The organism is Roseburia inulinivorans DSM 16841, from assembly GCF_000174195.1.
GTDB lineage: Bacteria > Bacillota > Clostridia > Lachnospirales > Lachnospiraceae > Roseburia > Roseburia inulinivorans.
The window spans coordinates 45,233-66,751 of sequence record NZ_ACFY01000003.1 but is presented as its reverse complement, the minus strand read 5'-3'; the positions used below and the strand labels follow the sequence as shown (position 1 = coordinate 66,751).

Annotated in this window: 23 protein-coding genes and 1 pseudogene; all 24 read right to left on the bottom strand. The window is 43.1% G+C overall.

Annotation, left to right across the window (positions count from 1 at the left end; genetic code table 11):
• Positions 1–21: 21 nt before the first annotated feature.
• Entirely contained in the window at positions 22–1,134 is a 1,113-nt protein-coding gene (locus ROSEINA2194_RS00385; protein WP_021923234.1) for an ABC transporter ATP-binding protein, read from the bottom strand.
• Positions 1,135–1,359: 225 nt separating this feature from the next.
• Positions 1,360–2,010: a phosphoribosyltransferase gene (locus tag ROSEINA2194_RS00380; protein WP_007882040.1), complete on the bottom strand. Its 651-nt coding sequence runs from the start codon at positions 2,008–2,010 to the stop codon at positions 1,360–1,362.
• Between the two features lie 45 nt (positions 2,011–2,055).
• Positions 2,056–2,493: a dUTP diphosphatase gene (dut, locus tag ROSEINA2194_RS00375; protein WP_007882039.1), complete on the bottom strand. Its 438-nt coding sequence runs from the start codon at positions 2,491–2,493 to the stop codon at positions 2,056–2,058.
• A 102-nt stretch (positions 2,494–2,595) separates the two neighbouring features.
• The gene (locus ROSEINA2194_RS00370; protein ID WP_007882038.1) at positions 2,596–3,609 is read right to left on the bottom strand and encodes an NAD(P)H-dependent glycerol-3-phosphate dehydrogenase; all 1,014 of its coding nucleotides are present in this window, start codon (positions 3,607–3,609) and stop codon (positions 2,596–2,598) included.
• A gap of 24 nt (positions 3,610–3,633) precedes the next feature.
• A complete protein-coding gene (gene plsY, locus ROSEINA2194_RS00365) occupies positions 3,634–4,287 on the bottom strand; it encodes a glycerol-3-phosphate 1-O-acyltransferase PlsY (protein WP_007882037.1) in 654 nt (217 codons plus the stop codon).
• Positions 4,284–5,612, bottom strand: a complete 1,329-nt coding sequence (gene der / locus ROSEINA2194_RS00360) for a ribosome biogenesis GTPase Der (RefSeq protein ID WP_021923229.1) — start codon at positions 5,610–5,612, stop codon at positions 4,284–4,286. Before der ends, plsY begins: the two co-directional genes overlap by 4 nt.
• A gap of 173 nt (positions 5,613–5,785) precedes the next feature.
• The gene (locus ROSEINA2194_RS00355) at positions 5,786–7,765 is read right to left on the bottom strand and encodes an ABC transporter permease (protein WP_007882035.1); all 1,980 of its coding nucleotides are present in this window, start codon (positions 7,763–7,765) and stop codon (positions 5,786–5,788) included.
• Positions 7,740–8,639 carry an ABC transporter ATP-binding protein gene (locus ROSEINA2194_RS00350; RefSeq protein WP_007882034.1) on the bottom strand — a complete coding sequence of 300 codons (900 nt, stop codon included), beginning with the start codon at positions 8,637–8,639 and terminating at the stop codon, positions 7,740–7,742. Before ROSEINA2194_RS00350 ends, ROSEINA2194_RS00355 begins: the two co-directional genes overlap by 26 nt.
• Positions 8,636–9,010 carry a GntR family transcriptional regulator gene (locus ROSEINA2194_RS00345; protein ID WP_007882032.1) on the bottom strand — a complete coding sequence of 125 codons (375 nt, stop codon included), beginning with the start codon at positions 9,008–9,010 and terminating at the stop codon, positions 8,636–8,638. Before ROSEINA2194_RS00345 ends, ROSEINA2194_RS00350 begins: the two co-directional genes overlap by 4 nt.
• Positions 9,011–9,169: 159 nt before the next feature.
• A complete protein-coding gene (locus tag ROSEINA2194_RS00340; protein ID WP_007882030.1) occupies positions 9,170–10,204 on the bottom strand; it encodes a M42 family metallopeptidase in 1,035 nt (344 codons plus the stop codon).
• A gap of 253 nt (positions 10,205–10,457) precedes the next feature.
• Complete coding sequence (pgeF, locus tag ROSEINA2194_RS00335) at positions 10,458–11,387, bottom strand: peptidoglycan editing factor PgeF (protein ID WP_007882021.1); 930 nt, start codon at positions 11,385–11,387, stop codon at positions 10,458–10,460.
• Between the two features lie 4 nt (positions 11,388–11,391).
• The gene (locus tag ROSEINA2194_RS00330; protein ID WP_118125400.1) at positions 11,392–11,748 is read right to left on the bottom strand and encodes a YraN family protein; all 357 of its coding nucleotides are present in this window, start codon (positions 11,746–11,748) and stop codon (positions 11,392–11,394) included.
• A gap of 115 nt (positions 11,749–11,863) precedes the next feature.
• A pseudogene (locus ROSEINA2194_RS00325) lies at positions 11,864–12,148 on the bottom strand (EscU/YscU/HrcU family type III secretion system export apparatus switch protein); the annotation flags it as partial.
• Positions 12,149–12,202: 54 nt separating this feature from the next.
• Entirely contained in the window at positions 12,203–14,098 is a 1,896-nt protein-coding gene (locus ROSEINA2194_RS00320; protein ID WP_007882018.1) for a flagellar hook-length control protein FliK, read from the bottom strand.
• An 86-nt stretch (positions 14,099–14,184) separates the two neighbouring features.
• The gene (gene rnhB / locus ROSEINA2194_RS00315; RefSeq protein ID WP_007882017.1) at positions 14,185–14,946 is read right to left on the bottom strand and encodes a ribonuclease HII; all 762 of its coding nucleotides are present in this window, start codon (positions 14,944–14,946) and stop codon (positions 14,185–14,187) included.
• Between the two features lie 63 nt (positions 14,947–15,009).
• The gene (ylqF, locus tag ROSEINA2194_RS00310; protein ID WP_007882010.1) at positions 15,010–15,864 is read right to left on the bottom strand and encodes a ribosome biogenesis GTPase YlqF; all 855 of its coding nucleotides are present in this window, start codon (positions 15,862–15,864) and stop codon (positions 15,010–15,012) included.
• 18 nt (positions 15,865–15,882) lie between these two features.
• Entirely contained in the window at positions 15,883–16,464 is a 582-nt protein-coding gene (gene lepB / locus ROSEINA2194_RS00305) for a signal peptidase I (protein ID WP_021923990.1), read from the bottom strand.
• Between the two features lie 122 nt (positions 16,465–16,586).
• Positions 16,587–17,435, bottom strand: coding sequence for a class B sortase (srtB, locus tag ROSEINA2194_RS00300; RefSeq protein WP_007882006.1), 849 nt, complete (start codon positions 17,433–17,435; stop codon positions 16,587–16,589).
• Complete coding sequence (locus ROSEINA2194_RS00295; RefSeq protein ID WP_007882004.1) at positions 17,432–18,457, bottom strand: LCP family protein; 1,026 nt, start codon at positions 18,455–18,457, stop codon at positions 17,432–17,434. Before ROSEINA2194_RS00295 ends, srtB begins: the two co-directional genes overlap by 4 nt.
• A gap of 76 nt (positions 18,458–18,533) precedes the next feature.
• Positions 18,534–19,211: a hypothetical protein gene (locus tag ROSEINA2194_RS00290; protein WP_007882002.1), complete on the bottom strand. Its 678-nt coding sequence runs from the start codon at positions 19,209–19,211 to the stop codon at positions 18,534–18,536.
• Between the two features lie 215 nt (positions 19,212–19,426).
• A complete protein-coding gene (rplS, locus tag ROSEINA2194_RS00285) occupies positions 19,427–19,780 on the bottom strand; it encodes a 50S ribosomal protein L19 (protein ID WP_007881999.1) in 354 nt (117 codons plus the stop codon).
• Positions 19,781–19,903: 123 nt separating this feature from the next.
• Complete coding sequence (locus ROSEINA2194_RS00280; protein WP_172727027.1) at positions 19,904–20,137, bottom strand: hypothetical protein; 234 nt, start codon at positions 20,135–20,137, stop codon at positions 19,904–19,906.
• Between the two features lie 73 nt (positions 20,138–20,210).
• The gene (gene trmD / locus ROSEINA2194_RS00275) at positions 20,211–20,936 is read right to left on the bottom strand and encodes a tRNA (guanosine(37)-N1)-methyltransferase TrmD (protein WP_044926650.1); all 726 of its coding nucleotides are present in this window, start codon (positions 20,934–20,936) and stop codon (positions 20,211–20,213) included.
• Between the two features lie 24 nt (positions 20,937–20,960).
• Complete coding sequence (gene rimM, locus ROSEINA2194_RS00270) at positions 20,961–21,482, bottom strand: ribosome maturation factor RimM (protein ID WP_007881995.1); 522 nt, start codon at positions 21,480–21,482, stop codon at positions 20,961–20,963.
• Positions 21,483–21,519: the final 37 nt, after the last annotated feature.

The following is a 21,519-nucleotide window of genomic DNA, read 5'->3' as shown; positions in this document are numbered from 1 at the left end:
AGTTTATATAATTTTACCGAATTAGTTGGTAATTGTCAATTCTGTTTCTTTGTCGAAGCAGTGAATCTTCTCTGGATCGATTGCTAATGTGATATGATCACCCATACGAGCTGTTGTTCTAGAATCAACTTTTGCTGTCATGGCTGTTCCTGCTACATTGAAGTATAACAATACTTCAGAACCTAATAACTCGTATCCTGTTACGTCTGTCTCGAATACTGCATCTTTGTGAGCTTCGATCTCAATCTGGGAATCTCCGATATCTTCTGGTCTGATACCCATAACAACTGTCTTTCCGTTGTATCCGCCATCGATCAATTTCTTAGCTTTTGCCGGAGGAAGGACAACAGATGTCTTCTCGAAGTTAAGAGTTACTCTCTCGCCTTCTACTTTACATACAGCGTCGATGAAGTTCATCTGTGGAGATCCGATGAATCCAGCTACGAATAAGTTGTTAGGCTCATTGTATAATTTCTGTGGAGAATCAACCTGCATGATAACACCATCTTTTAATACAACGATTCTGGTTCCTAATGTCATAGCTTCTGTCTGATCATGTGTTACATAGATGATAGTAGCTTTTAATCTGTTATGTAAGGAAGCGATCTCAGAACGCATCTGAACACGTAATTTTGCATCCAGGTTGGAAAGAGGTTCGTCCATAAGGAATACCTTAGGATTACGAACGATAGCACGTCCCATAGCAACACGCTGTCTCTGTCCACCGGATAAAGCCTTTGGTTTACGGTCTAATAATTTCTCAAGATCAAGGATCTTAGCAGCTTCTTCTACTTTTTTCTTGATCTCATCCTTAGGAACTTTTCTTAATTTTAATCCGAATGCCATATTGTCAAATACGGTCATATGTGGATATAATGCGTAGTTCTGGAATACCATTGCGATATCTCTGTCTTTTGGCTCTACGTCGTTTACAACTCTTCCATCGATTTTTAATTCACCGGAAGAAATCTCTTCAAGACCTGCGATCATACGAAGTGTAGTAGATTTACCACATCCGGATGGTCCTACGAAGATGATGAACTCCTGATCTTCTACTTCAAGGCTGAAATCCTTAACAGCTTCAAAACCGTTAGGATAAACTTTACATACATTTGTTAATGATAAACTTGCCATTGGTGTAAATACCTCCTGATAAATTGTTCGTTTCTTGATATATTTACTATACAAAAAAACAGCCAAAAACGCCATATGTTACCTACACAAAGAATCTGTCGATTTCTTGTAGGAACTCACAGTGATTTTGACTGTTTTTTGATTTCTTCGTCAGATTGCACTGATATTTCATCTTTTTCCGTCAAATTGACGAAGCAACCTGCCTGTATCTTTTATTCCATACATTCATTTCTGATCATAACTTAGAATAACCGAATCCATTGACCACGGCATCCAGCTTGATCCTTTTTTACAGAATGGACAGTCATCTGCGGAATAAGCCGCATATCCCGGAAGATCCTCTGCATGGAACACCGAGTGTACCGCAAATCCATCCATCTCAGATACCGTGCTGAACACAGAGGCCACTGCCTCGATCACGCCGCCATAGTAACGGATTCCCTCAAGACTTCTGTGGATTGTCTTTCCGGTTGTGGTAGATGCAGATAATAAGATCACATGTTTTCCTGCGATACTTGGTTTGATATTATCACGGAATAAGAGCTGGTTATTGCTGTTCATCTCCGGCGAAACCACATAAATTGTCTCATGGCGGTTCGTAGATGCCATATCCTCTTTTTCAAATTCCTCTGCCAAAAACGCTCCGATCACCTCCGTGCCGTCCATACATACAATCGTATCCACATAGGAAACTCTTCCGATCTTCTGATGCAGCACACGGGCAACCTCTTTCGCCTCCTGAATTCTTGTCTTCAAGCTTGTGATATCAATATAGTAATTGATATGGGAATGACTGGTTGCAAAATGTCCCGGAATTGCATGAATTGCAACCATGTTGCTCTCTTTTGAATAAAACTTTACCATTCTGCTTTCCATAATAAAATACCTCCTTAACCCCACTATTCCGGCATTTTCCGGATATTACTTTCTTCCGGTAGAACCAAATCCGCCTTCCCCGCGCTCCGTCTCATTCAATTCTTCTACTTCCTCAAACTCAACAGAAAGATACGGCATTACGACCATCTGTGCAATGCGCTCTTTTCCGGCGATCACACGCTCCTCATCCGTATCATTATGTAAGGCGATCATAAATTCTCCCCGGTAGTCAGAATCCACTACTCCGACACAATTTGCCGGGCGCAGTCCCTGCTTGGAGGCAAGACCGCTTCTTGCAAAAATCGCACCGAAATATCCTTCCGGTATTTCCATCGCAAGTCCTGTGCCGACCATCACTGTTTTGTGTGGTGGAATCACAGTATCCTCAGAACTTTTTGCATACAGATCATAGCCTGCCGCCTGACTGCTTCCCCTTGTCGGGAGTACTGCATCCGCATCAAGTTTTTTTATATTGATCTTCATTTATATTCTCCATTCTAGCACAATCTGTCAGATATATTTTTTAATTAAATCTTAATTCTTCCGTACGTTTTTCCCTGCAAATTATAAGGAACTCCTGCATTCTTAATCTTCCCAGCCAAGATTGCCATGTTCCATTTTCTTATCGCGGAGCATCAGGTCATTGACCGCCTCTTTTGCCGGTTTGTCCTCAAATAATACTTTGTTGACTTCCTCAATGATCGGCATATCCACACCGTATTTTTTTGCAAGGGCGATCGCTGCTTTCGCAGAGTAGACACCTTCTACGACCATTTTCACTTCGTCCATCGCCTGCTGCATGGTGTAACCCTGTCCGATCAGCATTCCGGCCTTGCGGTTACGGCTGTGTTTACTCTCACAGGTCACGATCAGATCACCGATTCCGGTGAGTCCGTTTAACGTCTCCTGTTTTGCGCCCATCGTCACAGCAAGCTTGTTCATCTCAAACATTCCTCTGGTGATGAGTGCCGCTTTCGTGTTATCCCCATATCCCAGACCGTCTGCCATTCCGGCTGCAAGCGCGATCACGTTCTTTAACGAACCGCCAAGTTCCATGCCAAGCACATCCGGGCTTGTATACACACGGAAAACGTTGTTCATGAAAATGTCCTGGATTCCCTCTGCAACAGCACGTTTTTTTGCTCCTGCTACAACCGTAGTTGGAAGTCCGATTCCAACTTCTTCCGCATGGCTTGGTCCACACATCACTGCAACCTCTGCCTGCGGGATCTCCTGCTCCACAATGTCAGTAAGCGGCATCAGTGTCTCTTCCTCAATTCCCTTAGCCACGCACACGATGATCTGTCCCTCTTTCACAAAAGGCGCCATGCTCTTCGCTGTGCTTCTTGTGAATACAGACGGCACTGCAAGGATCAGGTATGCTTTACCTGAAACCGCAGATTCCAGATCTGTCGTAAATTCCATATCTTCCGGCAGTTTTACCCCCGGAAGTTTCTGCACATGCTCATGTTTTTCTTTCAGCATGGTAATCTCATCTTCCACGATCGACCACACTGTCACTTTATTTCCATTGGTATGCAGTACTTTTGCAAGGGCGATCCCCCAGCTTCCTGCTCCTATGATCGCAACATCTGCCATTTTTTCTCACTCCAAATCAAAAAATTATTTCTGCTCTTTCTTTTTCGCACCGATCTTATTCTCTGTGCCATTTGCAAGACGTCTGATATTTGCACGGTGCTGCCATACCCCTAAAATGGTAAAACAGGCTGTCACTATGTAAAATTCCGCACGGATTCCCATTGGAACTGTGATAATCCCAAGCTGTCCGTAAATGACCACCTGGACGAAAACACTGATCAGTCCGATGATCGAGCCGAGAGATACATACTTTGTCACTGCGCTGATCACCAGAAAAAGTCCCATACTGACCGGTGCAACGATTGGAAATACTGCAAGCACCATTCCACCGGTACATGCAACTCCTTTTCCGCCTTTGAACTTCAGATAAAACGGAAAATTGTGTCCGAGCACCGCTCCAAAACCTGCGTACAGCTCCAGAAGAATGATGTCTTCTGTATATGTTCTTCCAAAGATCAGTTTAACGGCTAACACTGCCGCTACTGTTTTTAAAATATCACCAAGGCAGGTCACAAGTCCTGCCTTCCAGCCAAAGGTTCTTAAGGTGTTTGTCGCACCGGAATTGCCGCTTCCTTTTGTGCGGATATCCACACCTTTCTTTTTCCCATAAAAATAACCTGTTTCAAATAATCCGCAGGCGTAGCCGATCGCTACTGCAATTATCCTGGCGATGATCATTTTTCATTTTCCTTTCTCTCTCTGATGATAAAACGAAGGGCCGTTCCCCGGAATCCAAACGTATCACGGATGCGGTTCTCCAGATATCTTGTGTAGGAGAAATGCATCAGCTGTTTATCATTTACAAAGATCACAAAGGTTGGCGGTTTTACTGAAACCTGCGTCGTGTAATAAATACGTAGTCTCTTTCCCTTATCCGATGGCGGCTGCTGCATCGCAACTGCCTCGGTAACGATTTCATTCAATACACCGGTTGCCACACGCATGCTATTATTCTCAATTACGACATCGATCGTCTCAAAAATCTTATTGAGACGCTGTCCTGATTTTGCAGAGATGAAAATAATCTCCGCATACGGCATAAAGCTTAAGATGTCACGGATTTTCTCGGTATGGCGGTAGATGGTCTTATCATCTTTTTCGATCGCATCCCATTTGTTCACGGCGATGATAATTCCCTTTCCACGGTCATGTGCGATCCCTGCGATCTTGGCATCCTGCTCGGTCACGCCCTCAGTAGCATCGATCACGATAATGCAGACATCTGCACGCTCCACAGCCGTGACTGCACGGATAATACTATAGCGCTCGATCTCTTCCTTGATCTTATTCTTACGTCTCAATCCTGCGGTATCGATAAACACATATTCTTTTCCATTGTACTTAATGTCGGTATCGATCGCATCTCTGGTCGTGCCTGCGATATCCGATACAATGACACGATCCTCCTGTGCCAGTTTGTTGATGAGGGATGATTTTCCAACATTCGGTTTTCCGATAATGGCGATCTTCGGACGGTCGTCCTCCTCGTCATCTTTCTTATATTCCGGGAAATATTTCACCACTTCATCTAACATATCTCCAAGTCCCAACATGGAAGCGGCAGAAACCGGGAACGGATCTCCGATTCCAAGATTATAGAACTCATAGACATCTGCCATATACTTTTCAAAGCTGTCCACTTTATTGACGACCAGCACGACCGGTTTGCCGGAACGGCGCAACATATCTGCAACTTTGGAATCCGAATCCTGCAAGCCCTGTCTGACATCGACAATAAACATGATCACGTCTGCAGTTGCGATCGCGATCTCTGCCTGCTCTCTCATCTGTGATAAAATAATATCGTTACTGTCCGGTTCAATACCTCCGGTATCGATCATGGTAAAATTGTGATCCAACCATGACACCTCCGCATAAATACGGTCTCTTGTAACGCCCGGTGTATCTTGTACAATTGAAATACGCTCACCTGCAAGTGCATTAAATAACGTAGACTTTCCTACATTCGGGCGTCCAACAATCGCTACGACTGGTTTACTCATTGATAAAACTCCTTTTCTCATGTATCACGGAAAGAACTGGGATCTCCACTACTTTCCTGTTATAACCTTAAATGGCTTTCTACCGTTACGCTAAAAATAACAATAACAGTTTACAATAAAAAAGATGGAATAACAATATTTATTCCATCTTTTTTCTGAACTATGCGTTTTGTCTAGGAAATGTGCGGTATTCCTTTTTCCCTTACTGCCGTAACCGGATTCATCAGTGCGTCATACTCATCATAAGTCATAAGTTTTCGCTCACTGTTCAAAATCCCAAGTTTTTTCAATGTCTCAATAATGTTTGTGCATTTGCTTCCGAACTCAACATAGGCGCTGTCACTGTTTGGGAAATAAGCTTCTGCCTCTTCTGCAGTCTTCTCCCCTGTCAGCACCGCTTCTGTCACATCAACCCCATCCACACTGTAAGAACTGTAATTCCAGATGATACCGTCCGGATTATAAAAACTGATATCCAGATTGTTAAAATAACGATCCCTGTACGTGTTATCCTCATCACCGGCACGGAGCGAATAAAGTTGATAGTACGTCATGTTTCCCGCTTCCACATCTTTCTGCACCGCCTCCATGACAGCGTCAAGTTCTTCCTGTGTAAAACGGTAATCCTCTGTTCTGCCGTTCTCATCTACAAATGAGATGCTGCCGGCATAATACTCATTCGTCTTATAGTAATTGCCAAACATGTTCTGCATCATCTTATTCGGATCACTCTCTAACGCAGTCACTTTTGCGACGACAGAATCTTTGTCCGCAGCCGCAGCCTGCCCAACCGGAACTGTATAACTTCTCCGCAGCTTCTTACCATCCTTCAGGGTATATGTGATTGAGAGATAATATTGGTTCTCTGCGCTCAGGCACTCTTCTTTCTGTGCCAGGATCTCTTTCTGGAGATCTATGATCTTCTGAATATCATCCGGTTCGGTATAGCGGAGCGTATAGTCCAGATTGAGCGATACCACCTTAACCTCTGAAACATCCGGTATTTTTCCTTCGATCCGGAATAGATCCAGTTTCAGTGCACCCAGAAATGCTGCCAGAACAACCGTTAAGACTGCCCATTCCCCAACTCTCTTTTTGTGGAACACACGGAAATTCTTCTCAATAAGCATCTCCGCCACAAAAAAGCCGATCGCACCAAAGATCAGGGTGCCTGCTGCAAGTATCCAAAAATGTACCTTTGCCGAAGAAAAACTGTTTCCGATCGTGTCAGCAACGGCAGTTCCTCCAAGCAGACCGGCGCAGACAGCCACGCCCCAGCGGAACACCGGCTTGATTCCCCGCATGCTGATAAGGTCACCTGCAGTCTCCAATTTTCTCCATTTATACAACTGATAGGCTGCGATCAGGAATACCACACCTGCCACTGCATAAATCCCGAGCAGATATGCACCCTTAAACTCGATTCCAACCGTCACATACTCACTGTTTTCTACTGACTGTATCCGCAGATTGTTTGTCAGATAATAAATTGGAGACAAAATACAGGATTTCCCCGGATTCCAATTGTTTGACACCCCAAAGCAGACACTCTCTATCACCATGTTGATCAGATACCAGCATCCTACATACAGATAATTGACTACGACATAATACACCGGAAATGCCATGAGCTGTCCGGTAAACATCGCCACAAATGCGCCGAGCGCCAGTGCAAAAAACGTCATTGCGGCTTCTGCACCAAACCAGTATAAAATGTACTGGATATTGGTGATATGTGCACCAATGCAGACGAACACCGTGATAATAAAGGTCAGGATCTGCGGAACAATCATAAATGCAGACGCAGATATGATATTCGTCACAAACAACTCCCGTCTGTCCACCGGAAGTGAATGGATCATATTTGTATTCTTTGCAGAATACAGATAGGAAAACACTGCCATGATCATCACTGCTGCAAATGCAAATGTGATCACCGGATTCATGGCTGCCCGCATAGCGCCACTGATCGCATAGACCTGTCTCTGGAGCTGGCTGTAACTGTCATCCTGCAGATAATACCGCATGTTAAACCACAGTCCGACCGGAAGCGAAACGATCAGATAACAGCTATACAATGCCCACAAAGGCCAGAAATGTGTCATATTTTTTTTGAAAATTGTTTTGTTAAAGCAGCATGTCTTTGACTTCATAATCCACACCTCCCAATTCATAAATAAAGATTTCCTCCAGTGTCAATGGAAGTACATCAACAATGGTAGGATTTTCTGTCAGAAGAACTTTCTCTGCCTCTTTCGGATCCCCTTTTACGATCAGGGTATAGACACGCCCTGTGTTTGCCATATGCAGCACCTCAAAATCATCCGGCAATTTTGGCACACCATTCTGACATGCCACCTGTATCTTGGAAATATTTCCCTGAAGATTGCTCAAAGACCGTTCGATCATAATTTTTCCATGGTGCATGATGCCCACATGGTCACAGGTATCCTCAAGTTCCCTCAGGTTATGGGACGACACTAAAACTGTCATTTTCCGCTCTGCCACTTCCGCCATTAAGATACTCCAGATCTGTCTGCGCATCACAGGATCAAGTCCGTCCACCGGTTCGTCTAAGATCAGCAGATCCGGTTTACAGCAGATTGCAAGCCAGAACGCTACCTGTTTCTGCATGCCTTTCGACAGCCGTCTGATAGTGCGTTTCACATCGATCGTCGGGAAAAATTCCTGCATTTTATAAAAAAGCTTACTGTCAAACTGTGGATAGATGCCTTCATAAAAGCGTTTCATCTCCATCGTATCTGCCTGCATAAAATAAAACAGTTCATCCGGGATATAAGCCATCTTCTGCTTGATATTCCGGTTTTCAAATACCGGTTCACCGTCGATCAGGATCTCTCCCTCATCTGCCTTATATACTCCGGTAAGATGGCGGATCAATGTAGACTTTCCTGCTCCGTTTGGTCCGACCAGTCCATAAATATCACCTTTTCCTACATGCATATCCACGCCGTTCAACGCCTGAAAATCATCAAACTTTTTCTTTAAATTATGAACCTGGATCATTGTGCCTCTCCCCCTTTAGCCAATTGTTCAATACGTGTTTTCAAACTGTCCTCATCCGTCGCCAAAAACAACAGTTCCGTCACCACTTCATCAAATTCCTTCATCAGCTCTTCATTTCTGACTCCCAGCACTTCCTTCCGCTCGGCAACGAATGTTCCCTTTCCGGCAACGGTATAGACATATCCCTCTGCCTCAAGTTCCCGGTATGCCTTCTGGATGGTATTTGGATTGATGGCAAGCTTCGAAGCCATTTCCCGCACGGAGGGCAGCTTTTCATTTGCAATAAGGGAATTCGTGATAACCAGCTTTCTCAGACCATCTTTGATCTGTTCATAAATTGGTTTTGCATCCCTGTAATTTAACTGAATCAAATAACAAACCTCCCATCTGTATTAGCTGTATGATGTGTACTATCATTCTTCATACAGTTAATATAACACGGGAGGTCTTTTATTACAATGAAGATAATCCTAGGATATTATTAAGAAATCTTTAATATGCCATTCTTTTCAAAGGCAGCATCGTTTCTGCTATCCGAGATAAGCCTTCAGAAGTTCAAACGTATTCTTTACTCCATCCACATGGCTTCTCTCATAACCGTGTGATGCATATACACCCGAACCGATCAGTCCGTGGCGCACATCATATCCGGCGGTCAGCGCAACATCTGCATCTGAACCATAGTATGGATAGACATCCACTGTAAAATCAATGCCATTCTCTTTCGCTGCCTTCACAAGACCGTTTACCACATCATAATGATATGGACCATGGCTGTCCTTCGCACAGATCGATACCTGTGTCTCATCACAGGCAAGTCCGTCACCAACACATCCCATATCCACAGAGATCACTTCTGTCACGCCTTCCGGGACAGAGGCAGCACCACCGTGTCCTACTTCCTCAAATACAGTGATGTGCTGGTAGATCATACGCTCCGGTGTCACATTTTCCTCTTTCAGATATTTTGCATAGCCCAATAAAATTCCAACACTTAATTTGTCATCTAAGAAACGGCTCTTAATGTAACCGGATGCTGTCACCGTAGTTCTCGGATCAAAGCAGACAAAATCACCTGTCATAATGCCGAGCTTCTCCACATCCTCTTTTGATTTTACTTTTTCATCCAGAACAACTTCCACGGAATCATAGCTTCTCTTTGTGTCATTATATTCGCCGTTTACATGAATGGAAGCGTTGATCAGCTGTAATGTTCCGTCATATTTTCCGTTAAATCTGGTGACAACTTTACAGTTTTCTCCCTCTGCATTGTTTGCATTCATACCACCAACCGCTGTGACACGGAGTCTTCCGTTGGCTTTGATCTCTGCCACCATGGCTCCTAACGTATCAATATGTGCCTCTAAAAGAACGGCGTTCCCTTTGTCCCTGCCGCCGATCGGTACGAGCACACCGCCTTTTACCGTAAGCTTTGGCTCATATCCAAGCTTTTTGTATTCTCCCATGACATAGTCTGCCACCTCTTTTGTGAAGCCGGATGGACTGTCGATCGCAAGAATATTTTTGGTCTCTTCTACCATATAATCTACATAATTTTTACTCATATCTTCTGCTCCTTTTTATTTCAAATATTTTAGGCGTTTGCGAAACTCCTCCTACTCTTCTTTCAATTGTTCAAAATCAACAAAAACATTCAAGACACGCTCTCGCTATGTGTCACTCGCAACGGTACTAAGAAGCCAGGTACAACTTACAGTTGCACCTGCCTTCTAAGAACCGGCGGTTCCCCAATGTCTTTCATGTCTTTTGTTAATTTTTCACAATTCAATTTAGGTTTTCATGAGTTTCGCAATTATCTTATTTTAAACATAAAAATGCCCCGAGGTTTCCACGCTTACCATGGCTTGCGCGGTGGGAAAAAAGTAAGTCAGGATTGCAGCACGTGCAAATGTCCGTGATCTCTATATGTTCTGGCAGGACACCTGCATCAAGCAGTACAATTTCGTTTGCTTTCCAGAGGTCGAGCTGATATTTTCCATTTTCTTTTGCGATAAGAATCTCATGCTCATGTCCTGCAAATGCCCGCTCAAACTCCACCGCAACATCCCCGCTCACCTCGTAGCAGTCCTGACAGATGGACGGTCCGATCGCACAGCGCAGTTCCTCCGGTCTGCTTCCGTATTCCCTCCGCATCGCCTCGATAGTCGCTTTTCCCATGCGGTTTACTGTTCCACGCCAGCCGGAATGGCTTAACCCGATGGCGCAATGCACCGGATCGACAAAATACAGCGGAACACAGTCCGCATAGAACGTTGATAATACTAAGCCCGGCACATCCGTGATCAGTCCATCTGTATCATGAAATTCCCGTTCTCTCGTAAGTCCATTTCCTGCATCCTCCGCCGTCACTTTTCTTACATTTGTCGTATGTGTCTGATCCGTAAAAACAAATTTATCATAATCCACATCAAGCGCTGATGCAAGTCTTCTGTAATTTTCCCGGACTGCCTCCTCTTCATCTCCTCTTGTAAAACTCAGATTCATGGTGGAAAAAATACCCTCACTCACGCCGCCAAGTCTTGTAGTAAAACCCTCTTTTACAATTCCTGTTTTCTCCAATAACGGAAAATGTAAAAGCGGCACTTCCACGCCAGCCCCTGGATGATGTATCACCTCTTCCGGCACTCCTGTATTGTTTTTCCGCTTCCAGCTTTTATGTTCCATATCACTTACAATTCTCCTGATTTTGTCCTGCGAAAAAGCAGCCATGAAAATGCATTCTCTCATCCTCTCAGAACCCCTGATAGTCAAATGCATTCTGAATGACTTTTATCTGCTCTCCCAAAACTGCCGCCACATCAAACCTGCAAGGTGTAAATGTTCCATAACCATGTGTCAGGCAGTAATACGAAGCCACTTTTGAAATCGTTCTCTGCTTTGCAGAAGTCACCGCCTCAAACGGGTTTCCCACTGTACTATCCGCACGGTATTTCACTTCCACAAACACAAGATATCCGTCATGCCTTGCCACGATATCGATCTCTCCCATGCGGCATCTGTAATTATATTCTAAAATCTCATACCCCTGCTGCTCCAAATACGCACCTGCCAGTTTTTCATAGGCAGTTCCCACACTTCTCTTATTGATAAAACCCTCTTTTCTACAGCAGCATCTTTCTTTTGTGCCTGCTGTCCCTCATTCTATTCACTTCCTGCAGCACACTATTTGATTATGCCATTCATCTGCTGCAATTTCACTTCATTTATGATAACATATCTGCCTGCTGCAATTTTGCCTTCATCTTATCCATATCATCCACAAACACAAGAATCTCAGCGACTACTTCATAAAGTTCCGGTGGAATCGCATCCCCGATCTCTAATTTCGACAGCGTCTCCGCCAGCTTATTATCTTTATAGAAAGGGACATCATTTTCTTTTGCCTTTGCGATGATCTTTTCTGCCACTTCGCCCCTGCCGCTGGCAAGGATCTTCGGTGCTTTATCTCCCGGCTCATATGCTACTGCTACCGCTGTTTTTACTTTTTCTTTTCATTATCCCATGCCATATCCGCTCACCACCTCTGTTTTGTATCTGATATACTAGGCTCTCACATCAAACGAATACCGATGCAGTGTTCCCGTCTGTGGCATATCTTTTCGCAGGAAATCATCCCCAAAGCTGACCTTCTTTTCTTCCTTTGTCATCGTTATGGTACACTGATAACCTTTGTCTTTCAGCTTTTGTTCCAGAATGGGCAGATACTTTTCCACAAGATCATAAGACGCATCGTCAGCCATATAAAAATTTGTTTTGACATTCCGATGCTGCATTTTCACTGAGACATCGGTAGAACCAAGATGTTCCATATCCAGATGTAAAAAAGCACTCAGCTCCGCATCCGGATCTCTCAGATTCTTTTTATTCGTGTATACATAAAGTTCTCCGTTTGCATTCTGACCGGACAGCTTCAATGGCACCTGTACATAAGTATATGCCTGATTGAGCTGATTCATAAATTCAATATTACCGCGCACCTCTGCCGCAGTTTCCGGAAATCTGGTTTTCGTAACGCCTGCCTCTTTCAGCGCATCTTCCACCTGTCTCATCTGCTGTTCTAATTTTTCGTAAAGCTGGCTGATCTTTTTCTCCTGTTTCAACGCTTCCGGCTGTATCAGCCACTGCTGTTCCATCACATTCCGAAGCAGACTTTTATATGCATCACTTCCGAATAATTTTTGGATACTCTGCGATGCCATTCCATTGTTTTCAGATAAAATCTGTGACACTGTGCGCAGAAAATCAGAGACGGTCAGATTTTTGTCCAATGCCGTTTTGCCGTCCGCAGCTTTCCATGCAGCGTCCTCTGTCATCAGATTCTGTGCTACGCTCTCATCCTCCAACGTGTCGATAAAAATATCCTGCTCCATCGCTTCCGGGAAAAGTTTTGTACTTTCTACCAGTGAAGGAATATTCTGCAATAACCTGCCAAGACTTGAAAACTGCTGCTCTGATAAAACGTCACCAAGTGCCTGACCACCTGTTCCTTCCTGTATGGCTTGTCCTGCTGTTGTGGTCTGCTCTCCGTTTACAGTCTGTTCCTCTGCGCCTAGCCGTCCGTCAGTCAAAATCTGTCCTTCCGCCGTCGTCTGTCCGCCGGTCACAATCTGTCCTTCCGCCGTTGTCTGTCCGCCGGTCACAATCTGTCCTTCTGCCGTTATCTGTCCGCCAGTCACAATCTGCCCTTCTGCCGTTGTCTGTCCACCGGTTTCTATCTGCCCCTCTGCATTGACCTGTGCTCCGGTAACAGTCTGCTCTGGAAGAAGGATCGTGACAATTTTCTGATTCATCTGTACCGCCTGATCTGGTGTCAGATTTTTTGAGCCCGCAAGGTCAGCCAGTTCGTTCATCGCCTGATCCATCTCCTGTAAAATGGCATGCTCATCTGTCATGTAGTTTTCGAACTGTGCTGCCATCTCCGGCGAAACCGGGATTCCGAGTTTTGTCATACTTACAACCGTAGTAATATTTACACCCGGATTCATATTTGCGATCCTTGCCATATTTAAAAGGCTTTGCTTATCAATTGGCATCTGCTCTTTCATCATAGCATCTACCATTGCAAGATTCCGCTCTGTCACAGGTACGGTTCCTTCCGTCAGCGCATTGGTAAGAATTGGATTTCCTCCACTGCCAGCACCTGTGTATGGTTTGATCTCAATCGTCACACCATCGTTGCTTTTTACCTGAAAAAACATCGGAGTCCCCTGTGAGAGCGGCACTTTTCCGGACAATCTTGCTGTGATGGTCTGTCCATCGCTAAGCGCCAGCGTCACTTTTCCATTCTTCACAGAACTGACCGTTCCTTCAAAAACACTTCCGGAAGATAATTCTTCCAGCGTAGATACTACTTTCTGCATACCGGAAGCTGCTTTTAATTCTTCTGTTCCGCTTGAAATATTTCTGTTGTATTGTCCTAACAAATCGGATATGTGCATGATCCCGCCTCACTTGATACAAACTTCCTCTATAGCAAATTTTTCCTGCGATCAGAAGCATTTTCTAATATGACAGTCCGTATCTCTTAAACAAAATTTTTGATAAAGCTGACACGATGTATCGGAGATGGTCCGGCTTCCTGCAATGCCCTGATATGTTCCGCTGAACCATAGCCTTTATTGGATGCGAATCCATACTGTGGCAGAATCTTGTCATACTCTACCATCAGGCGGTCCCTTGTAACCTTCGCAACAATGCTCGCTGCCCCAATGGAAATACTTTTTGCATCTCCTTTGATAATTGGCACCTGTCTGATGGAAACTCCGGGAATCGTGACCGCATCATTTAATAATATATCGGGTTTTACGCTTAATTTGCTTATAGCCTCACGCATTGCCTCATAAGTTGCCTGCAAAATATTGATTTCATCAATCCTCTGTGAGCTTGCCATTCCAATACCTACCGCAACTGCCTTTTCCATGATCACATCATACAATTCTTCCCGCTTTGCAGCAGAAAGCTTCTTAGAATCGTTGATATACAAAATATCGCAGTCTTTTGGCAAAATAACTGCGCCAGCTACCACCGGACCGGCAAGCGGTCCTCTTCCGACTTCGTCAATACCGCAGATATAGCCATAATCTGCATATTCCCGCTCATATTTTTTCAGATTTTCAATGCGCAGCTTCTCTGCCTCTAATTTTTCAAACCGTTTCTTTGCCTGCTCTACGATTTTCACAACACCGGAACGCTCGTCTTTTTCATATGTTTCTATAAAAGAAGGCAGTTTCTCATCGTCCACTGCCTTAAGTTCTTCTTTGATCTCACCGATTTTTTTCTCTGCCATTCTGTCCACTTATCCTTTGTCAACTTTTGACGCTTTCTGTATAAAATAGGTTCATCACCGGCTTTATTCAGCCTGCACCTGTGGCCACTCCAAAGTAATCTTTCCAAGCTTTCCGCCTCGGAATTCATCAATCAGAAGTGCTGCCGCTTTGCTGTAATCCAATTCGTTTCCTTTGGAAATGCATTTGCGGTTCTCTGCAATCTGCTCTAAAATCTTCACCGGAGTTTGTGTCTCATCTACACCATAGCGGTCTGTTAAAATTCCGGCATAATCTCTTGTCAGAACTTTGATCAGCTCCAGTGACAATTCATCAATATTCAAAATTTCATCTTTGATTGCCCCGATCAGTGCAAGACGCAGTCCAACCATCTGATCTTCAAATTTCGGCCACAAAATTCCCGGTGTATCCAGTAATTCCAGATTTTTGTTCAGTCTGATCCACTGTTTTCCTTTTGTCACACCCGGTTTATTTCCAGTTTTGGCACATGCCTTTCCCGCATAGGAATTGATAAACGTCGATTTTCCAACATTTGGAATTCCGACTACCATCGCACGGACAGGACGATTTAAGATTCCTCTTCTTCTGTCACGCTCAATCTTTTCCTTACAGGCTTCCATTACTACATTTGTAACTGTTTTCATGCCTGCCTTGGTTCTCGCATCCAGACCGACAACATAGCAGCCCATCTTTTTAAAATAGGCTGCCCATTCTTTGTTCTGATTCTCATCAGACAAATCTGATTTGTTCATGATGATCAGTCGCGCTTTATTTTTTCCCAACTCATCAATATCCGGGTTCCGACTGCTTAACGGGATTCTCGCATCCACAAGCTCGATCACCAGATCAATTAATTTTATGTCTTCCTGCATCTGACGTTTTGCTTTCGTCATATGTCCCGGATACCACTGAAACTGCATACTTTTTCCTCACTTTTCTTATATAAATCCAAATTTTTTCCACGGAGATACACGGAACCATGCTTTTCCAATAATGTAATCTTTTTTCACATTTCCAATATTGGCATAGCGGCTGTCCTCACTGTTATTGCGGTTATCTCCAAGGACAAAATATTCATCATCCTCAAGTTTTAGTTCCTCCGATGCAAGCCCTGCCTCCTCGATGGCAGACACATCTACTTTCTCATCAAAAAGTTCCCCATTCACATAAACAGCACCATTTTGAATCAATACCGTGTCTCCCGGCACTGCAATCACGCGCTTTACATAGTAATGTGATTTTTCATTCCCGTTTGGAAGAAACACAATAATGTCATTCGGCTTTGGATCGGACACCTTATAAATGAACCGATTTACCAGAATTTCGTCTCCACTTTCCAATGTTTCTGACATGGACTGCCCCACCACGCTGGTTCGCAAACCGATAAAATATACAAATGTAAAAGCAATGACCAGAGTAATCAAAATCTCAACTGTCCAGCTTAAGATTTCCTTTACAATGGTCATGTTTACTTTTTTCTTTCTTCTTCCGAAATTTAGTCCACTCCGTCTTCTTCTCACTTTTGCTTTCCTCTGCTCTATCGTCTGTATACAAATACACGTTATAGATTACCACAAAGCACGTTTGTGTGCAATTCGAGAATCGGATTTTCCAGATTTTATAAATATATTATTCCGCCCCTTTACCGGTAAAGCGCCGTCTCAACAAGTACACCGATCACCAGATAACGATGATTTCGCTCACCGCTTACACAGGTGGAAAGTGTGATAAGTCTGTTATCCTCTCCGATTTCCATATCCTCCCGGACGTGTAATTTATTGTCAGAAACTTTTTCTCTGACATCCGCCAAAAACTGATCTCTGTCGTCCTTACTGCTGATCACATACTCTGACGGAATGTACACATCTGTAAACTTCGCTGCCTCGTAGATTTCATAAGTCAGACGTTCATTTTCCGTATACACATAAATATACGGATGCCCGTCAAAAAACGTTTCATCCTCAAAGCTGTGAATACTTCCAAACATGGAACCATTTTTCATGTTATGTCCATATAGTACCGTATTATAATCCGAGAAATTTTTCCGGTTACATTGATTGGTGTAAATGCAGCCCGGATATCCCTTGCTGTGGTCTAAGTTATAATCCAGATAATAATTGTCTGTCTCAGACTGTAACAGCGGATAGTCTACCTGCGTTCCCGGCACAACGATCCATGCGTAAATATCTTCATTCTGTTCATGCAACTGTCCGAAATCATAGACCGGATCACAGTAGATCACTGTTTCTTCTGTGCTCTCCTCTGTCTCCGGCTCTGCGATAACCGTCTCTGTTGCAGCACTTAACGTCTCTTCCTGCCGGAGTTTTTCGTACTCCAGCTCCCGCTGTTTCACACTCCAGTGATGATAGATCAGATAGCCTCCACAGCATACGGCAATGGCACAGAGTATCAGCACAACTGTCCAATCGGCTGTTTTTCTCCGCCTTAATGCTCTCCGTTCTTTTTTCCTCTTTTCCCGCAATGTACTCATTTTTTCTGCTCCTCGTAAAATAAATCAATGATCGTCTGCTGTACTGCCTCGTCATCTAAATAATACTCTTCATATTGTTCTCCCATCTGGATATTTCCCTGTAAAATCTGCATATTTTCCTCATCAAAATTACAGCCTGAAAGTTCTGTCGATAAATATAGCACCTCGTCCGTTGAAATATCTGTCAACATATAGTCTGACAACTGGCTCATCAGGTTTACTGCCAACGCTGGGTTCTGTGCTAACGTTTTCTTAGCCTGACTGATAAATGCTTTTAAATATCTTTTCTGTCGTCCAATCCTGCTATATGCACTGCCGCTTACCATAATATCTCTTCCCTGCACAAACTCCTGCGCCTCTTCTCCCTGCAAATGTACCGTCGCACCCTTTTTGAACTTTGCATTATATAAGGTATAATCATCATCCATCTCAACCGTAACACCGCCGACTGCATCATTCACAGTTCCTATACAGCTTAAATTCATTGCGACATATCCATTGATCGGCACTTCATTTTTTAAAATATCTGCAACCTGCCCAATAACCAGTGAACAGCTTTTTTCCTGCCCATCGGCATACGCATACTGCAATGCCAGTTGCCCGGTAAACGCACCCATTTCATTTCCATTTTCATCACACGCCACAATGCTCACCATTGTATCTCTCGGTATTGCCAGAATGCGTATATTGGAATGTTCAAAATCAAGGGAAACCAGAAAGACTGCATCCGCCTGCCCGACACTTCCACCATCATCATCACGTTCCCACATTGCCTCTTCTTTGTCCACGCCAATGCATAAAATATTTACGATATCTTTTCTGTATTGGTATGTTGTTCCATGATAATCAATCGTATTCTGAAAAGACGCCATCTCCTCAAAGACATCCTGCTGTTCTGCCGCAATATTTGCTTCCAGATTCTTTTTTCCTTTATATCTTACCAGAAAAAATAGTAACACGAATATACCTAATATAACAATTACAACCATAATTTTCCAATACTTTTTTATCAGCTTTTTCATAATTTCACCTAAAAAAAGAAAAGCTATATGCCACTATGACATATAGCCTTACTTTTATGACTTATCAAATACGATCTTATTTTGTATAGTTCATTCTACGTCTTGCATATACAACAGCACCTGTTGCTGCGATTACAACTACAAGAATCATTGCCATATTCATTCCTGCATCAGCAGTTTTTGGTGAAGTTGCTGCTGCATTTGTATCTGCTACAGAAGCAACAAATACAGGAGAAAGGGATGTAAATTTTGCATATACAACACCGTCTGCAACATTTGTTACAGGTACATTTTCCCATACACCAGCAGAGGTAAGATGGGCAACGACTACAGTATCGCCAGCTTTAATTCCTGCAACAGAAATTGCAATTGGATTGGATAAATCTGTAGCTGTCAGTTCATAAGTTCCGTATACACCACTCTTATAAGAATAGTTTAAACCTAAAACACTGTTGATCATTGTCTGAACAGCTGCTGCTTTTTTCTCAACTTTCTGTTCAGCTGTCAATGTTGTGTCATTGTCAATTGCTGCCATATCTGTGAAATATCCACTTAATTTTTCTTTCTGAACATCGTTCAATGCATCCTGTGTGATTGCTTTCTGCTCTACTTTTACTTCTGTTGCTGCTGTAGTTGTCTGTGATGTTGTTGTACTGGAATTATTTGCAGAAGGGCTTCCCGCTGCTAATGTTGTTACGCTTGCTCCTAAACAAAGTACCATAGATAATACTACTGCTGCTAATTTCTTTTTCATATCTTTTGTCCTCCAAAATTTAATGATTAGGATTTTTCATCCCTTAAACACTAAACCCATTCTACCCCCCCCTTGAAAAATTTGTCAATGTAAAACATTGCCAATTTTTCATAGCTTACATCATAGATTTTTGTATATTTTTTTGCGGACACATAAATATAAAAAAAGCCATAGAAAAAGCGGCTGCTCTCTCTATGGCTCACGCATGCATTGAACTATTTTACTAATTCTTTCACTTTAGCTTTCTTACCAACACGGTCTCTTAAGTAGAATAATTTAGCTCTTCTTACTTTACCAGCACGAACAACTTCTACTTTTTCAACGTTTGGAGAATGTAAAGGCCAGGTTTTCTCAACGCCACATCCGTTAGAAATCTTTCTAACTGTGAATGTTTCACGGTTGCTTCCACCCTGTCTCTTAATTACAACACCTTCGAAAACCTGGATTCTTTCACGGTTTCCTTCTTTGATTTTACCGTAAACTTTTACAGTATCACCAACACGGAATTCAGGTACTTCAGCTTTTAACTGTTCTGCTTCAATGCTTTTAATAATTTCACTTGCGTTCATTTTGTGACCTCCTATTATTTGGATGTTCTTAATACGCCTATTCGTAACAGAGGACCATCTCCTTTATTCACAACTCGTTAACATTACCATGCTTTCACGGAAAAGTCAAGCGCTTTTCACATTTTACAACAAATAAATAACACTGATGATCCAGAGTGCTATTCCAACTGCAACCGCAGCAATGCCTATCCAGAATCCGGCATATGCCATTTTAGATTTTGCCTCCGACATGGTCTTCTTCCCCAGAATAATCGCTGCAATTCCAAAGAGAATTCCAAAAAGCGGAGAAAGAAAAGCAATGACCAGTGCTGCCATGCCAAGCGTTAATACCCATATTGATCTTGTATAGTTATTCATATCAAAACCCGCTCCTTCTCTCGTAACATTTTCACAGGATCTGCATGGCATATATGCAGACCTCATAAAATAGTTACAGATATTCCTGATATTTCATCTGCTCTTTTTTCGTGAGTTCCGCTTTTTTCAGCAGATCCGGTCTTCGCTTGATTGTCCGCAAGATTGCCTGTTCTCTCCGCCATTCATCTACTTTTTTATGATCACCGGACAACAGGATGGAAGGAACTTTTTTCCCCATCCACTCTTCCGGGCGGCTGTACTGTGGATATTCCAGCAGATTACCTTCAAATGATTCCGTGGAACCCGATTCATCATTTGTAAGAACCCCGGGTACCATACGCGAGATTGCATCCACCATGACCATCGCAGGAAGTTCCCCTCCTGTCAGCACATAATCACCAATTGAAACATAATCTGTCACAATCTCTTCTAACACACGCTCATCGATTCCTTCATAATGACCGCATAATAAAATCAGATCTTTTGCCTGAGCCAGGTCTTTTGCCATCGGTTGTGTGAATGTCGGTCCCTGCGGTGTCAGATAAACCGTCCTTGGCTTGTATCCAATACGATCCACAACAGACTTCCACGCATCATATACCGGCTGTGCCTGCATGAGCATGCCTGCGCCGCCTCCGTAAGGATAATCATCCACTTTTTTATGACGTTCCAGCGTATAATCCCTGATATTCACTGCCTCAATGGAAAGCAGTCCTTTGTCTTTTGCTCTTCCGATAATGCTAGTAGACAATCCCTGCATGACCATATCCGGAAATAATGTTAATATATGAAAATTCATTCTTCTCTCTTTCATTCATTCAATTTATTTCTCGTTCAGCTCACGAAGTCCCGGAAGTAAATGCACGATGATTTTTCCATTTTCCAGATCAACTTCTTTGACGCACTCTTTGATTGCCGGAAGCAAAATATCATCCGTTCCCTCTTTGCTTAAAACATATACATCATTCGCACCTGTCTGGAGAACATCGCTCAATTCGCCTAAATCTTCCCCCTCGTCCGACTCTGCCTGCAAACCGATCAGATCTGCGATAAAGTACTCGTTTTTCTTTAATTTTACCGCATTTTCACGGGTGACATACAAACTCTTTTTGCGATATTTTTCCACGTCATTGATATTGTCAATTCCCTTGAACTTGACAATAACCATATTTTTGAAAAATTTCACACCGGCAACTTCAAGGTCGACTAACTCTTTTCCGGTATCCAAAACAACGTTTTTCAGTTTTTTAAATCTTGCCGGATCATCCGTCGTAGGAAATACTTTCACTTCTCCCCTGACACCATGTGTGGTTGTTATTACACCTACCTGTAATAAATCTTCCATGTAATCTCCTTTATCAACTTTCTTCTGCTATCCAAAT